This window comes from Chitinophaga filiformis (assembly GCF_023100805.1).
Classification (GTDB): domain Bacteria; phylum Bacteroidota; class Bacteroidia; order Chitinophagales; family Chitinophagaceae; genus Chitinophaga; species Chitinophaga filiformis_B.
Map to the genome: position 1 here is coordinate 7524785 of NZ_CP095855.1, position 15985 is coordinate 7540769.

The following is a 15985-nucleotide window of genomic DNA, read 5'->3' on the forward strand; positions in this document are numbered from 1 at the left end:
ATATAATACGGAGATACCCGCATAAAAAAGCCTCCGCAAAGGGAGGCTTTCCATTTGGTACAAGGATATCCTATTCTATTATCAGTGTTGCGATTGAATGTGGCAGGCTCGTTGCGGCAGCTGCTTCACCCTTGATCCACAACTTGTAAGGGATCTCTTTTGATGACATGTTCAACACAACAACTGCGAGCTTACCGTCTTTGTTAACGAAAGCGGTTGTCTCCAGGTCTGTTCTGTTGGATGATGCGATCACACGTTTTGCTCCCGGGCGGATGAACTTAGAAAAGTGCCCCAGGTAATAATAAGCGTTGGTATAGATCAGTTCACCTGTCTTTGTATCTGCATGCACCGGTGCAAAGCAGAAGTTACCAACGTGATTAGGACCGCCATTTTCATCCAGCAGGATGTTCCAGTCTGTCCAGGCAACGGTACCGTTGTTGAAGTCATTGACCATCGAGTGACCATAACGCTCACCGATGAACCATTCATTGATACGCTCCCGCTTGAAAGACTCGATACACCCTTCGGTAAAGATCAGGTGCTTGTCGGGGAAAGTTTCTGCCACACGGCGTACATTGTCAAACATCATGGTACTACCCGTCCAGGTCTCATACCAGTGATAACCAATGCCCCAGACATATTTTGCAGCCGCTGGATCTTCCAGGATAGTGCTGGCGCGCTGATACACCTGATCGCGATTATGATCCCAGGCTATCAGTTTCTTTGCAGCCAATCCCTGTTTCTGTAAGGTAGGACCTAAGTAACGTTTGATAAAATCCCTCTCTTCTTCGGCAGAGTAGTTGCAGGATTCCCACTTCTGTTTTGCCATCGGTTCATTCTGAACAGAAAGTCCCCATACCGGGATGCCCAGTGACTCATAAGTTTTGATAAACTTCACAAAGAAGTTCGCCCATGACTGGTAATACTTTGGCAACAGTTTACCACCATGCAGCATATCGTTGTTGTCCTTCATCCAGGCCGGAGGGCTCCAGGGGCTTACATACAATGGCAATTTTCCTCCTGCGGCGGTTATAGCCGCTTTAATGAAAGGAATGCGGTATTGCATATCGTGCGCTACACTGAATGTTCTCAGTAAGCTATCATTGTCCTTTACATAGCTGTAAGAATCGCTGGAGAAATCGCAGCTCTGTATATTGGTCCTGGCCAATGTGTACCCAATGCCCTCTACCGGATCATAATACGCCTTCATCAGTTCTGCTCTCTTCTGGTTGGGCATTTTAGCCCATGTTTCAGCAGCGGCATCGGTGAGTGCGCCACCAATACCCAACAGCGTCTGGAAACGCTTTGCAGGGTCTACAAAGATGCACACTTCTGTTTCAAGCGGCTGTTTCATGGGAGCAAAAGATAAAGTGCCCGTTTCGGTCAACCGGAGTTTGGTATTCTCTGCCGTGGTGTATACAGTAACACCTTTACGTGTAGTGGAATCTTTTCCATTATGCAGGGCTTCGCTCTTCGCGTAACCGGCGTAAGCCACCAGCAACAGCCCTATCAATGCGAATTTTCTCATTTATAAACGATGTTAGAATTTACCAGATATATGTTGCTACAGCTCCATTGGCAAGCGTACTGGTCACTATTTTTTCCTTGTACCTGATATTGAATGTCTGCGGTATGGCGCCATTGTTTACAACGATCAGCACCTTTTTACCATCGGGGGTTTTAAACGCCACATTGTCCAATTGGTTTGTAATATTAGAAGCGATCCTGACTGCGCCCGGGCGTACAAATTTAGATGCGTGACCGATGATATAATATGCAACGTTACGAATGACGCCGGAACCAATTGTCAATGCTCCCAGACAGGTAGTACAACCACCTTCCGTATGCGGACCATAATTCGGATCGGAAGCCAGGTTCCATTCCAGTACATTGCGGCTCCAGTTGCGGGTAGCGCCAATGATCAGTGTGCTGACATGCCACTTCAGGTCGTTCCCGAAGTTGCCGGGTCCACCCACCCATTGTTCAGTGAAGTAAATATTCTTTTCAGGGTAAGCGTCATGTAACTGCGTGAGCGCTGTGATGCTGCCGCCATACAGATGAAAGGCCGAGCCGTCTACATAAGGATAAGCATCCCGGTCGTTCAGGATAGCAGCAGGATATTCCGGTTTGTCTGCGTTATGATCATATACAATGATCTTAGTGGTCAGACCGGCTGCTTTGAATGCAGGTCCCAGGTGATTCTTTACAAAGTCAGCCTGTTCATTGGCCTGCATGACCATACTCGGGTTGTTCCCGCCGTGCAGTGGCTCATTCTGGGGTGTAATGGCATCGATCGTGATACCTTCTGCCTTCATTGCCTGGATGTATTTTACAAAGTATAAAGCATAGGCGGCATAATATTCAGGTTTCAGGCTGCCGCCTTTAGAGGCATTGTTTGTTTTCATCCAGGATGGAGCTGACCATGGCGATCCCAGGATTTTGATATTGGGAGCCAGGGCCACTATTTTCTTCAGTATAGGCAGCAGGTCTTTCTTTTCCATGTCAATGCTGAATTTAGTCATATTGACATCTGTCTCACCTGTAGAGAGATCGTTGTAGGTAAATGGCGCCACACTCAGATCGGAGGCGCCAATGCTTACACGCAGGTAGCTCACACCGATATGTGTACTATCTGTCAGGAAGAGTTCTTTCAGCAATTCATCCTGTACATTGGCCGGAAGGGAATTGATCAGCATGGCGCTGCCATCTGTCAGGCAATAGCCAAAGCCATCTATGGTCTGGTACGTTTGTTCATCATTCACGCTGATGTCCGGGTATATATTGACAGTATCCTTAAAGAGCAGCCTGACCTTTTGCTTCTGGAACAGTACAGTTTTATCTCCCGTGGTCAGCCACATATTGACGTCTGTGGTATCGGTCATTGGCGGATCGACAGTGGGGCCTGGTATTTCTCCCCCATTTTTATCCTTGCAGCCTGCAATGGCGATCAGGCCTGTCATTAACAATACAGCCAGGCTGATCGATGTTTTATTACGGAATCTCATTTTTCAATCATTTTATAAACTCTTACATAGTCCACATCCATTGTTACCGGATAAATGGACTCATCCATTCCCTGTGCACCACCCCAGTCGCCACCAACAGCGATGTTCAGCAGGAGATGAAATTTCTTATCGAAAGGCCATACTTTGTATCCTTTCCCTTCATTAATAAACTCAAAGATGAGCTGATCGTCGATATACCCACGCAGGGCATAGGGTGTCCAATCCATTCTATACACATGATATTCCGTACTGGCGTTCTGTATTTTCTTAACGCTTGTTTTCTGTGTGTTTATTCTGAAATAATAGGCTTCTGTATGTGCACTGATATGGATCACATCCGGATCATATCCCACATGTTCCATAATATCGATCTCTCCTGATTTTGGCCAGTCTCCGTACGCCCATTCGGTTGGCAGCATCCAGATGGCAGGCCAGGTACCTTTACCCGCAGGCAGTTTTGCCTTGATCTCAAAGCGGCCGTACAGGAAATCCCCTTTCCCTTTTGTGACCAGTCGTGCGGAGGTATAATTACGGTTTTCCTTCACTTCTTTCCTGGCAGTAATGGCCAGTTTGCCATTTGCCACCGAGGCATTGTTCAGGCTGTTGGTATAATATTCCAGCTCATTGTTTCCCCATCCGCCACCACCAATATCGTATCCCCATTTTGTATTGTCGGGCAAACCGTTGTAATCAAATTCATCTGCCCAAACGGGTGTTGTTTCAAAGGTCCAGTGCTTATCTACGGGGCCCTGCGGCGTTACCGGGTTCGTTGTCGTATCGCTGCCGCCTTTTCCTGAGCAGGAAAGGATATTAAAGCTAAGCAGAATGAAGGGAAGATATTTGAGTGTTTTCATACGCGCTGTTTTATAAAGAAAAAAATTAGGAACCGGAGATCAGGAACCAGGTGTATGCACACCTTATCCCCGGGTCCCCAATTCCTAATCCAAAATAGACTTTATTTCTCTTCCAGGAACTTTACATCGTCGAGAGTGATACCGCCGGTTCCCAGTGTACCACCGGAGCTACCTGCTTTGATCACAATGTAAATGTCTCCTGCCTTACTAAAGGTCATAATACCATTTTTATCTTTGCCGGTACCATCACAACCAATCTTGGCGAGATCATCGTTAAAAGCTACCGCTCCGCAGCCAGACCAGGTATTGAGGGAAATAAATTTATTTCCGCTGTAGTCAGAACCCTGTTTAGGCACAGCAGCATCTATATAAACTTCAAACCAGGAATTGGTAGCGCCGTTACCCTGTACATGTCCTGAGAACACGTAGGATTTACCTGCCTTTACACTCACCTTCTGGTAGATAGCGCCATTGCTGTTGCCTGTGTTGCTGAATACCATTTTCCCATTCTCTATCTTGATACCGGTCTGTGTACCGCCGGTGTTCAACACCGTCCAGAACTGTTCGCTACCAGCTTCCATATTACCGCCTTGCAGGATATCCTGTGTTTCGGCATTCTGGGCAATGGTAATTTCCTTAGCGGTTTTTGCATATCCGCCACTGGTGAATACGGTGAATTGGATCTTATATTTTCCTGCCTGGAAAAAGCTCAGTGTATCAGTTTCGCGTTTGGATTTATGTCCTGCGTCGTCTATCCATTCAAAGAGGAACCCACCCGGCGTTGTATTTTTGACAACGATCTTATTCGGATTGCCGGCCAGTGGATCGGCAGTAAAAGACGCCGTAGGCAAGGGGCCCAGTCCTTTATCAGATGATTCCGGTGTACAACCGGATACTGCGCCGGCCAGCAGGGCGGCCATTGCGATAGTACGTGTATGTTTTATATACTGAAAGTTCATTTGTGCGGTTTGTTAGATCATGAATGCTGTTAATACGCTTATTTCCATTCAGGGTTCTGCTGAAGTTTTGTGTTTTCCAGTTCCAGTAACGGAATAGGCAGCACCTCGTGTTTACCTGTTTTGAAACCACGGTCGCCCAGCGCAGCTGCAGCTCTGCCGGTACGTACCAGGTCAAACCAGCGGTGGCCTTCACCAGCCAGTTCAAGGCGTCTTTCTTTGAAGATATTATCATCTGTTGCCTCGATAGGGCTGAGTCCTACGCGGGCGCGTACAGCATTCAGTAATTCATAGGCACGTGAACCTGGCCCACCGCTCTGGCCGGCTTTCACCAGCGCTTCCGCTTCCATCAGGTAAGTATCTGCCAGGCGGATCTCGTACAGGTTCTGGGGGAAGTTCAGTTCCATGTTACCAGGACCGGTAGATTTATCACTTATTTTCGCCGCGAATTTATTCAGGAACCAACCGGTATCATCATGTCCGGGAGAATAGCTTGCAATACCGTTTGCCTTCAGGCTATCCATGTTCAATACGGTTGCATTATAACGCGGATCAAAGTGAATAGCATCGAAGAGGCTCTTGGTAACTACCAGGAAGCTCCAGCCGGACACCATCTGAGGCGCCTCAGGCTTCAAAGCGGTATAACCTCTCGGGCCTACCATGATGTTCAGCACATTACCTTCGGTACAGCCTACACAATTCCAGTTACCGCCTGACTTGGAACTGAATGCAGCTTCAAATATTGATTCGCTGTTGAATTTATTGGCATTGAATTTCCACAGGTCAGCATAGTTGGCCAGCAACTTATAACCATATTTCGGACTTGTTTGTCCGGGTGTACCGTTTACTTCCGCCAGTTCTGCAGCAGCTTCCGCCCATTTTTCCTGGTACAGGTATACTTTACCCAACAGTGCATGCGCAGCGCCTCTGGTGGCACGTCCGCCGAGAGAATCTACCGGTACCTGATCAGGAAAATTAGGCTCTGCAATAGCATCCTTGATATCCTGGATGATCAGATTGTATACATCAGCAGGAGGCGACTGTACCACATTGTACATTTCTCCGGCAGTTACAGATGTAGTCAGCAAGGGAATATTTCTGAATAAACGTACGAGGTCGAAATAGAAGAATGCGCGGAGGAATTTGCATTCAGCGACAAAACGCTTCTTCAGGTTTTCATCCATCGGAACTTTAGGCAGTTTACCTAACAGCGTATTGGCACGGAAGATACCGGCATAGCCTTTTTTCCATAATTCTTCCTGGGGGCCCTGATCGGGAGCGAGGGTATATTTTGAAAATACCTGGAAGGCTGTTATGTCGCTTGCACCACCACCACCGGCAAGATGGTCATCTGAACCAGCATCCATAGCACCCACTTTGGTGACATAACCACCACCCTGCCAGCTTACCACATCGTATATTGCTACCAGGCCATTAAAAGCTTCTGTGGCATTACGGTAGTAGTTGGCTTCCAGATCGGTACCTATTGGTTCTATTTCGAGAAATTTATTGCTACAGCCGGCCGTCAGGTTTAATCCGATGGCCATGGCTATTATATATGGAATTTGTCTTGTTTTCATCTTGTTGTCAGCTTTAAAAATTAGAACGTAGCATTTACACCTACCATGAAAGAGCGGGCCTGCGGATAGATACCTCTGTCGATGCTGAATACGCCACCGCCAATTTCAGGATCATAACCGCTGTATTTGGTCAGGGTCAGCAGATTTTCACTCATCAGGTAAACACGGAATTTCTCGATGTATGCTTTCTTCAACAGGGAAGCAGGCAGGCTATAACCGATCTGCAGGGATTTGATCCTTGCATAGTTGCCGCTTTCCAGGTAGAAGTCGGATGGGTTGGTGAAATTATTGTTATCGTTCCCAGGTTTTGTTGTCAGACGTGGATAGTCATTGCTTGTGCCAGGACCAGTCCAGCGACCCAATGCTTTGGTCTGCCAGTTAGCCGTGGGAATATCCAGACGACGCAGTCCCTGGAAGATCTTGTTACCAGCAGCGCCCTGTACGAACAATACCAGGTCAAAGCCTTTATAACCTGAATTCAGGGTAAAACCATATGTCCAGCTTGGAGTAGGATTACCAAGGAACTTACGATCACCTTCATACTCTATTTTGCCGTTACCGTCTATATCTACCCAACGGAAATCACCGGGTACGGCGCCTGGCTGTATCTTCTTTCCATCTTTGTTTACATAAGCATCTACTTCCTGCTGCGTCTGGAAAATGCCATTGGTCTGGAAACCAAAGAAGGAACTATATGCCTGTCCAACAGCAGTACGTGTGATTGGCTTGCTGGTAGATTGAATGGATTCTCCGCCGGACAGATAGGCAATATTACGACCAAGGTTGGTTACCTTATTCTTCAGGTAGGAAACATTACCATTGATAGCGAAATTAACGTCGCCAAATTTCTTCCGGTAACCCAGTTCCAGTTCCACACCTCTGTTTTCCATATCAGCTACGTTAGCTGCAGGATTGGAGATGGCCCCTACATAGAATGGGATACGCGGATACTGCAGAATATCTTTCGTTGCCTTTCTAAACAGGTCAAATGACACTGTAATATCGCTCAGCACAGTTGCTTCAAAACCAATGTTTGTCTGGCTGGTGGATTCCCATTTCAGGTCAGGGTTGGGGGGCGCATTAGGGCTGTTTCCAATCACGTATGAGTCCCCGGTTCCGAAGCTATAGCTTCTGCCGCCGCCAACGGTAGAGAGGTATAAAAGGTCGCCGATATTGTCATTACCAACCACACCGTAACCACCACGTACCTTCAGGAAGTTAATGATCTCGTTACCCGACAGGAAACCTTCACTGGAAGCTACCCAACCTAGCGAGAAAGATGGGAAGATACCATACTTCTTATTAGCGCCAAAGCGGGAGGAACCGTCACGACGCACAATAGCTTCTGCGAGATATTTTTCGTTATAGTTATAGTTTACACGAGCAAACAGCGATGAAAGCTTATGATCCGGATTTTCACTACCGCTTGCGTCTTTCTGGGTTGGGGGTATAGGATACTTGAGTGATGCTTCTTTCAAACTGTTTATCGGCAGTTTGTAATAGGTCACAGAGCTTGACCTGGTATGGTTGTCAACATACGCACCCTGCCCTAACAGCAAGGTTACGTTATGCTTGCTGAATGCTTTGGTATAGGAGATAGTATTCTCCACATTCCAGTTAAAACCGTTGTTATAACTACGGTTGAAATTGTTCTTGTCAGTGATGGTCGATGAGTTAAGAAAAGACTCCGGCGTAAAAGTCTCACTTCCCCAGAAAGCGATCTTGGAACCCAGGGTAGAACGTAGTTTCAGACCCTTTATTGGTGATATTTCCAGGTAAGCATTACCTACGATGTTGTGAGACCAGTTATACCTGTTATCCTTACGGGTAGCAATATATGCCAGCGGATTGGTAATCTCCTGGAATACTGCGTTTGAAAGACCATAATAATTTCCGTTGGCATCTTTTGGCACTCTTGGATCATACGTTGCTGCAACCGCAGGATCGGTTATGGTAACCGGAGTAATCGGATCCAGGTTAATAGCAGATGCCAGCGGACCGCCAAACTCACTATTCGTGTTACCCAGACCGACAGACTTATCGTAGGCATATCCCACGTTCTGGCCGAAAGTTACCCATTCAGACAGTTTATGCGTAGAGTTCAGACGGAAGTTAATACGCTGATATTTGGAAATGTCAGTAGCCACAATACCCTCCTGGTTCAGATAACCGAAGGAAGAATAGAAAGTAGATTTCTCACTGCCACCGCTAACACTGATCTCATGATTCTGGCGGATGGCATTGTTGTTGAAGATCTGTGCCTGCCAGTCAGTACCTTGTCCTAAAGACTGCGGATCGGCATATTTAATACCTTCGTTACCAGCCATAGAAGCCTCGTTAACTAAGGTAGCATACTGGGTGGCATTCAGGAGTTTCAGTTTACGTGCCGGAGCTGAAGTACCATAATAACCATTATAATTTACGCTCAGCTTTCCGGCCTTACCTTTTTTGGTAGTGACCAGGATAACCCCTGCAGCAGCACGTGCACCATAGATAGCCTGGGAAGCGGCGTCTTTCAGTACTTCGATGGATTCAATGTCGTATTGGTTGAGGTAGCCGATACCACCATTATCTACCACAACACCGTCTACTACCCACAACGGATCGTTGTTGTTGAAGGTGGTAATCCCTCTTACCCTTACTGAGGATCCGGAACCTGGCTGACCAGAGCTGGACGCGATGGTAACACCGGAGGTTCTACCCTGCAGGGCGCTTTCAACGCGGGTAATAGACTGGCTTTCCAGGTCGGAAGCTCTCACGCTGGTGATAGCGCCGGTCACCACACTTTTTTTCTGTACGCCATAACCTACCACCACAGTTTCAGTCAGGGAGGTTTCAGAACCTTTCAGCCTGATGGAGAGGTTGCCGTTGCCTACCGCCTGCGTATATGGTGCAAATCCCAGTGCGCTGAATACCAGTAAACCATCGGCAGGCGCCTTCAGTTTAAACCGGCCATCCACATCGGTAGCAGTACCGGTGCTGCCATTTTTTACCCGAACGCTTACGCCGGGCACGGGGTCTCCTTTTTCATCTGTTACCCTTCCCGTTACGGTAATGGTAGTGTCTGCCAGTAGTTTAGCATCGGGCAGGCCTTTTACGATGATGCGGGTGCCGTCGATAGTATAGGCAAATGGTTGATTGCTAAGGCAGATATCGAGCACTTCTTTAAGGGTAGCGTTTTTAATATCGATAGTTACCGGATTGGCCGTTGCGAGTAATGTTTCATCGTACACTATGGAAATTCCTGCCTGACGTGCTACCTGTCGAAGTACTTTCTTGAGGGGAGCTTTTTTCTCAGATATAGAGATCTGTTGCGATACCCCTTTTGCGCTGATCTGCAAACAAACCACTAGCAACAAAAAGGTGGTCAGTTTCATAACGTTGACAATTTTGGCGGGTAGAGGCATCTGCGCACAGAAAGCCCTACCACTAAAGTTTAAATGCATACTTTTGTAGTGTTTGGGAATTTAGAAGATCAATAGTTGTTAACGTGACGTGGTTTTCAGAATGTCCCTGACAAATCTGCCGGAAGTGTTGCAAGCGCTTCCGGTCTTTGTTTCATAGGACAAACCGCTTCTTTAATTAATTTGTTTCAGTTACTAATTCCATAACGTAATCGTTTTTACTTGAATAATACCCCTGACTGTTTTACGTGGATTCAGTACAGGCTTTATTTCCCCGATGTAACAGTTAGTTTCCTTCCTGACAGTAAGAATGTAGGTCCATTTGCTTCCAGCATATGCAGAATATCAGATAAAGGTAAGCTCCGGCTAATACGTCCCCCAAAGAGCCGTTCATTTCCTGTCTGGTTGTAACTAATGTCAATATCATACCACCTGGACAACTGGCGTAGAATGTCCCCCAGGCTGGCGTTGTCAAATTCAAAAAAGCCTGTTTTCCAGGCAATTACCTGGTCAACGTCTGCCGGCCTCACTACCATATTACCCGTAGCCGGGTCCACGATGGCCTGTTGCCCTGGTTTCAGCCGTTGTTCTGTTGTTCCGTTTTTTACGTTTACGAGCCCTTCGATCAGTGTTGTATTAATACTTTTTTCGTCGGCATAGGCCATGATATCAAAGCTGGTACCCAGTACCTGCACTTCAAGCCCGTTCACCTTTACGAAAAATGGCTGCCTGGCATTGGGGACCACTTCAAAGTAGCCTTGTCCCTGTAATTCCACCTCCCGGCGGTCGCCATTAAAGGCGGTAGGGTATTTCATACTGGAAGCCGCATTCAGCCACACACGGCTGCCATCGGGCAGTACGATGTTGAACTGACCGCCCCTTGGCACGGTCAGCGTATTATATACAACGGCGCCGCTGTTGCCCTGTGCAGCGTATTCCAGCTGTCCGTTCTTCTGACGCACAATGGTCTGCCCCTGGTTGATCACCTGGTTGCCGGCACTGTCCAGCGTTACCACATCGCCGTTTGCCAGTATCAGTATAGCCTTATTAGTACCTGGTGCAATATCTCCGGTATTAGCGACCGTAGCGTTACCTGTGGTAAATGTCTTGCGGGACGAGACGGTATTCGTATAATAATACAAGCCACTTCCCAGCAGCAGTACCGCTGCGGCAGCAGCTATCCAGCGCAGGCGGGTGCGCTGCCGGAATTTTATCACTTTATCGCGGGAGATGTTCTGTAAAAGCCTTGTTTCTATCCTGTCGCTCAGTTCTGAAGGGATCTCATGGCGTTCTTCCATGGTCTTTTTGAACTCCCGCTGCATGGCAGCCAGCAGGGAACGGTGAGAACCCGACGATTGAAGCCAGGCATATAACTCCTCCGTTTCGACCACAGAGCATTGGCCGTCAAGGTATTTTTGTAAAAGTTTTTCGTAGTGGTCCGTGGATGATGACATAAATAATGAGCACCTTTTGCGGGTACTGTATATATTATCCGCAAATGAGGAAAGAGGGTACCCCTGTTTTAAAAAAAAGTTAAAGAATTTTCCGGGCGATGTAAATGGCGAGCAGAATATCGCCATGCCGGTGCACATAATCGTATATGAAGCGCATGCCCAGGACCATATGTTTCTTGACCGCATTCCGGGAAATGCCCAGCAAAAAGGCGGCTTCATCATAGCTTTTCCCCTCCTGCCGGCATAATTTGAATACATTCAGCCGTTGGGGTGGCATCTTTACCAATGCTTCCTGGAATAAACGTTCATATTCCTTGGCCCTCACCTCCTGTTCCGGCTGGGCGCCGGCAGCTTCATTGAGCTGGCTGTATAACTGGTCTCTTAGTACTTTATCGGTGGCCAGCTTATCGATCGTCTTTATAACATGATTCCTGGCGATCCGGTATAAATATCCTGTAAAGGACAGTTCGGGGTTGATACGGTCCCTGATCTCCCATACCTTCAGGAATACATCATGCACCAGATCCTCCGCGAGAGAAGGGACCTTGCAAAACCGCAATACATAGATGTAAAGTGAGGCGTGATAGTGCCGGTAGATCTTCGTGAACGCAGACTCATCTCCCTGCTTCATCCTTAACAACACCTCTTCCTCGGATGGCATACGATCCATATCAAATTGTACATTAGTAGGAACCCCCTAAAAGGTGTAAATCTAAATAAAAGTGCCCAATGTACAAATTGGGGCTGGATTTAATGCAGATGGGGCTGGAAGCGTATTTTTTACGCGTACCGGCTGCCGGCTTTTCAGAGTTGTAAATATTTCTACATAATTTATTTGCGCAATTGAAATAAATGTTCATATATTTGCACCCCCGACGAACGGGAAACTACGATGGATCAGTAGTTCAGTTGGTTAGAATGCCGCCCTGTCACGGCGGAGGTCGCGGGTTCGAGTCCCGTCTGGTCCGCAAGCTAAACGTTAATATTTAGTAAGATGCAAAAAGGCTTCAGATCGTGTAATCTGAAGCCTTTTTGCATTGAAGAAATTCAAGAACAGAAAAACGGAGGTATGTGGGCCCTGCAACCCAATTTACAATTCAGGAAATTTCGACTGCCTTATCCGTAAATAGATAGTTCTCCTCCTTAGCGCTTTCTTTTTGATGGTTCAATTTCTTAATCATCTTCTGGACTGACGTAGGGCAGATTTCTGAGCAATACATTACCATACATTTGCATGTAATTAAATTAAAAACCCGATACAACAAAAGATCTAATCTATTTTCTTTAAAACCAGAAATTGACATCCATGAAAATCCGATTGTGCCTGGCGACGGCCATTAGTATCGCCGTGATGGCTGCTTCCTGTAAACGGGAAGAGCAGAATGCTACAAAGCAGCAGCAGCTGGCAGTAGCCAAAAATCAGCTTAAATATATTACCGAAGCGAGCATTGCTCAAGGTAAAACTGAAATCCTGATTGACTCCAATACTGCCATTGTTCGTATTGCAGGTGATACGTTGTATCCACGCTGGTACAGGAAAAAACTGGCTGCAGCTGGTATAACCACTGCTACTGGGCGGTGGGCAGGAGATGCCGGTGTTAACGGTACACCGATTACTTTAGTTGGTAATATTTTAGAGAATCCTGAAAGGGCAATTGCGTCAAGCGCCTTCAATTATAAATTGCGCTATAGTATGAGCCCTATTCCCATAGGGAAGACGGGGTTGCTGCTTTTACATAAGAATGATTCAGAATTTTCAGTGGTGAAAACTTATACGGCGCCAACGACCGGAACTACCGGCCTGTCAGTATATGATAGCGTGTATGTCAATGCACAGGACGGTGCTTACTATCAACTTGAAATGGATACCTATGATGCAGACAATAAGCCGGTTGTGATCGTCTCCGACTATTGGTATCTGTATGGCTGGCAGTCCGTAGATGGTTATGGTACCGCATACGGCGCTGATATGAAAGTTTGTAATATTAGTGTGGATTATAAACCAGATCTCGTGCTGATGACCTCATATCGTTCAGGAAATGTCAATGGGGTGACTTTCAGAGTACTCAAGGATGTGAATGCTAATGTGACTTCGTTTACATCTACCAATACAGTGGTAAATTTAATGAATGGAGCTAATGATAATTATGTTCCCCTGGGTGGGGCCATCGCCGTTGGCAATGTAAATGGTGATGCTGCTGGCAAACAGGACTTCGTACTTGTTACTTACACGCGATTAAACTCCAGCGATAATTATAGCTGGCGTTACAAAATTGCATATGATATACAGGATGATGGTACGCCTGTCTCTTATTCTCCCGAGCAGGCGCTGACAGGCGTGGGTAATGATGATATAAAGGAAATTGGTGCTGCTTTGGCAGATATAAATGGAGATGGAAGTCTGGAGCTGGTATTAGCGGCTTTCCACAGTACTGCTCCATATAATTTCGAATATAAAATAGGCAGAAACATTAATGCATCAACCGGAGCTGCTACCTGGGACGCCACTACGTATAAGCAAAATATAAGCAATACAGCTTATGCCGGAGGTATAGATATTGCAAAGATCAACACAAATGAATCAACTGCACCAACTTCTATGTTTTGGAGCCGATACAATTACAGTGGCTTCCCTGTTTCAGAGGCTCATTTAAATAAGACTACAGGACTATTGGGCAGCACCATACGCACTTTTAATTACGACATTATAAGTAGTGTATCCGCTTCAGCTACAGGCGGAGGTGTAGGTGTTGGTGATATTGACAGGGACGGTGTGATGGATGTGGTGAATATGGCGTATTTCAATAATCGCTTCTATTTCCATATTGGTTACGGCATGATGGAGAATGGGACCCTGATGCAGTTTAAACATGGGCTGGCTACCAATAATGTTAAATAACTTCTTTCAAGACTTAAAATATAACTTATGGGGGCTGCGATGTGCAGTCCCCATTTATTTTTTTCCCAGCTATTATCCGTGAATAATAATTTAATTCATTGGATCTCCTTTTTACGTTTAGCTTCATGATCATGCTTGGGCCCGTTGTACGGCAATTCTTCCCCATTTTTCCACTTTCAGTAAAAAATGGAGTAACAACAACACACACAAATGCAGCCGGTCTGCATACGCTTTTGTCCGGCAGTCTTCTTCATCGACGCAAGTTTGTAACTGGTTCATATATGGCAAACTTCGTACATTTAGATGTTGGCGCTAATCGTAACGCCAACCAGAAACAATGGAGTACAAAGAAATAAAACCCGGCAAAGAATTAGTCCCCTTTATTCATTCCTATTGGGAGTTAAAAGGGAACGAATATGATAGCCAATGGGAACGAAACTTTCCTGATGGTTGTGCAGGACTAGTGATAAATTTAGGTAATACGTGTTTGACAGACAATGGCTCGGTTTCTATGGAATTTGGCAAAACATACGTAGTTGGCGCAATGACTTCGTTCAAGGACAGTTTTATTGACAGCGAAACTCATTTATTAGGTGTTTGCCTCAAACCTGCGACCTTTGCCAATTTTTATAACCACGCTTCACAAAATGAATTGATTAACAATACTGTTGAGTTTGAGAAAAGCCATTCATTTAACATTGATAAGATCTGTGAAAACCCCTTGACCTATCTGAACCGGTATTTTTCTGACAGAATAAGGAACAAATACAACCCCTTGCAATCAGCTATAAACGACATTCACTCGACGAACGGACAAATTAACATTCATGAACTATCAAAAAGAAATTTTACGACAGTACGACAATTGGAACGTAATTTCAAAAAGCACATTGGATTATCCCCGAAAGAATATTCAAACATTATCCGCTTTCAAAACGCTTTGAACATCATCCAAAACTCAAATGAAAATCGGAGTTTGTTAGATATAGCGTTTGAATGTGGCTATTATGACCATTCGCATCTTGCCAATGAAATCAAGCGAAATACGGGACTAGCACCATCACAGCTTTAATTTGTCGCATTTTTACAAAGCGAGGTGGCCCGTCCGAAAGTAATTTTGCAGAAAACTAAAAACATACAAAATGCGAAAAATATCACTTTTCATTGCAACAAGTCTAGATGGTTACATTGCAAAACCTAATGACGACCTTAGCTTCTTAAAACTCGTTGAAAAAGAGGGTGAAGACTATGGTTACAGGGAATTTACAGACACAATTGACACATTGATTATTGGCAGAAGAACCTACGATTATGTACTTAAAGAAATCGGGCCATCTCATTACGACAACGGGCAAAGGGATGTCTATGTAATAACAAAAAATAAAAGACCGCAATTAGGCAGAACTACTTTCTATACAGGGAGCTTAACTGAACTGGTTGATCGCTTAAAATCTGAAAGTGGCAAGAATATTTATTGCGACGGTGGTGCAGAAGTAATCAATGAATTATTGAAGAGCGACTTAATAGACGAGTTTATAATTTCCATTGTCCCGGTTTTACTAGGTAACGGAATAAGACTTTTTCAGGATGGGAGACCTGAACAAACGCTTGAATTCATCACAGCAAAAACATTTGAAACAGGGCTGATACAACTACATTATAAACGGAAAAAATAGATATGTAACAGAACTATTAAATACAGTATTGATAATCAATCGCCTGCAGAAGCTTTCACTTTTCATAAATACCGGCATTGGCATGCCTTTAAGCTGCTATCCCAATCTTATCGGGCAGGATGTATCTGATAAAGTATAATCAGAATACGGTATCTTT

The 15985-nt window shown here is 45.5% G+C and carries 11 protein-coding genes and 1 tRNA gene; 4 read left to right on the top strand and 8 right to left on the bottom strand.

Translation table 11 applies throughout. The annotated features are described in order from the left end of the window. Positions 1–70: 70 nt before the first annotated feature. The 8 genes from MYF79_RS29360 to MYF79_RS29395 all read right to left on the bottom strand — a co-directional run bounded on the left by MYF79_RS29360 (position 71) and on the right by MYF79_RS29395 (position 11923). Entirely contained in the window at positions 71–1528 is a 1458-nt protein-coding gene (locus MYF79_RS29360) for a glycoside hydrolase family 30 protein (protein ID WP_247811413.1), read from the bottom strand. Positions 1529–1547: 19 nt separating this feature from the next. Then, positions 1548–3005 carry a glycoside hydrolase family 30 protein gene (locus tag MYF79_RS29365; RefSeq protein ID WP_247811414.1) on the bottom strand — a complete coding sequence of 486 codons (1458 nt, stop codon included), beginning with the start codon at positions 3003–3005 and terminating at the stop codon, positions 1548–1550. Continuing rightward, complete coding sequence (locus MYF79_RS29370; RefSeq protein ID WP_247811415.1) at positions 3002–3859, bottom strand: glycoside hydrolase family 16 protein; 858 nt, start codon at positions 3857–3859, stop codon at positions 3002–3004. The genes MYF79_RS29365 and MYF79_RS29370 overlap by 4 nt, the downstream gene beginning before the upstream one ends. 101 nt (positions 3860–3960) lie before the next feature. Continuing rightward, on the bottom strand, positions 3961–4818 hold the full coding sequence (locus MYF79_RS29375) for a hypothetical protein (RefSeq protein ID WP_247811416.1): 858 nt from the start codon (positions 4816–4818) through the stop codon (positions 3961–3963). Between the two features lie 38 nt (positions 4819–4856). Then, positions 4857–6395, bottom strand: a complete 1539-nt coding sequence (locus MYF79_RS29380; protein WP_247811417.1) for a RagB/SusD family nutrient uptake outer membrane protein — start codon at positions 6393–6395, stop codon at positions 4857–4859. Between the two features lie 20 nt (positions 6396–6415). After that, the gene (locus tag MYF79_RS29385) at positions 6416–9772 is read right to left on the bottom strand and encodes a TonB-dependent receptor (protein WP_247811418.1); all 3357 of its coding nucleotides are present in this window, start codon (positions 9770–9772) and stop codon (positions 6416–6418) included. 293 nt (positions 9773–10065) lie between these two features. Then, positions 10066–11253: a FecR domain-containing protein gene (locus tag MYF79_RS29390; RefSeq protein ID WP_247811419.1), complete on the bottom strand. Its 1188-nt coding sequence runs from the start codon at positions 11251–11253 to the stop codon at positions 10066–10068. A 79-nt stretch (positions 11254–11332) separates the two neighbouring features. After that, on the bottom strand, positions 11333–11923 hold the full coding sequence (locus MYF79_RS29395) for an RNA polymerase sigma factor (protein ID WP_247811420.1): 591 nt from the start codon (positions 11921–11923) through the stop codon (positions 11333–11335). A gap of 224 nt (positions 11924–12147) precedes the next feature. Between MYF79_RS29395 and MYF79_RS29400 the strand changes: the two genes are divergently transcribed. The 4 genes from MYF79_RS29400 (at position 12148) to MYF79_RS29415 (ending at position 15828) form a co-directional block, all read left to right on the top strand. Continuing rightward, positions 12148–12221 (top strand) — tRNA-Asp (locus MYF79_RS29400). Positions 12222–12559: 338 nt separating this feature from the next. Continuing rightward, on the top strand, positions 12560–14152 hold the full coding sequence (locus tag MYF79_RS29405) for a hypothetical protein (protein ID WP_247811421.1): 1593 nt from the start codon (positions 12560–12562) through the stop codon (positions 14150–14152). A 337-nt stretch (positions 14153–14489) separates the two neighbouring features. Next, positions 14490–15224 carry a helix-turn-helix transcriptional regulator gene (locus MYF79_RS29410; RefSeq protein WP_247811422.1) on the top strand — a complete coding sequence of 245 codons (735 nt, stop codon included), beginning with the start codon at positions 14490–14492 and terminating at the stop codon, positions 15222–15224. 70 nt (positions 15225–15294) lie between these two features. Beyond that, entirely contained in the window at positions 15295–15828 is a 534-nt protein-coding gene (locus MYF79_RS29415) for a dihydrofolate reductase family protein (protein ID WP_247811423.1), read from the top strand. Positions 15829–15985: the final 157 nt, after the last annotated feature.

What these genes read in the sequence shown, in the direction of transcription:
- MYF79_RS29395 (WP_247811420.1), bottom strand. Translation starts at nt 11,923, where the DNA reads ATGGATCGTATGCCATCCGAGGAAGAGGTGTTGTTAAGGATGAAGCAG.
- MYF79_RS29370 (WP_247811415.1), bottom strand. Translation starts at nt 3,859, where the DNA reads ATGAAAACACTCAAATATCTTCCCTTCATTCTGCTTAGCTTTAATATC.
- MYF79_RS29375 (WP_247811416.1), bottom strand. Translation starts at nt 4,818, where the DNA reads ATGAACTTTCAGTATATAAAACATACACGTACTATCGCAATGGCCGCC.
- MYF79_RS29405 (WP_247811421.1), top strand. Translation starts at nt 12,560, where the DNA reads ATGAAAATCCGATTGTGCCTGGCGACGGCCATTAGTATCGCCGTGATG.
- MYF79_RS29410 (WP_247811422.1), top strand. Translation starts at nt 14,490, where the DNA reads ATGGAGTACAAAGAAATAAAACCCGGCAAAGAATTAGTCCCCTTTATT.
- MYF79_RS29385 (WP_247811418.1), bottom strand. Translation starts at nt 9,772, where the DNA reads ATGAAACTGACCACCTTTTTGTTGCTAGTGGTTTGTTTGCAGATCAGC.
- MYF79_RS29415 (WP_247811423.1), top strand. Translation starts at nt 15,295, where the DNA reads ATGCGAAAAATATCACTTTTCATTGCAACAAGTCTAGATGGTTACATT.
- MYF79_RS29390 (WP_247811419.1), bottom strand. Translation starts at nt 11,253, where the DNA reads ATGTCATCATCCACGGACCACTACGAAAAACTTTTACAAAAATACCTT.
- MYF79_RS29360 (WP_247811413.1), bottom strand. Translation starts at nt 1,528, where the DNA reads ATGAGAAAATTCGCATTGATAGGGCTGTTGCTGGTGGCTTACGCCGGT.
- MYF79_RS29365 (WP_247811414.1), bottom strand. Translation starts at nt 3,005, where the DNA reads ATGAGATTCCGTAATAAAACATCGATCAGCCTGGCTGTATTGTTAATG.
- MYF79_RS29380 (WP_247811417.1), bottom strand. Translation starts at nt 6,395, where the DNA reads ATGAAAACAAGACAAATTCCATATATAATAGCCATGGCCATCGGATTA.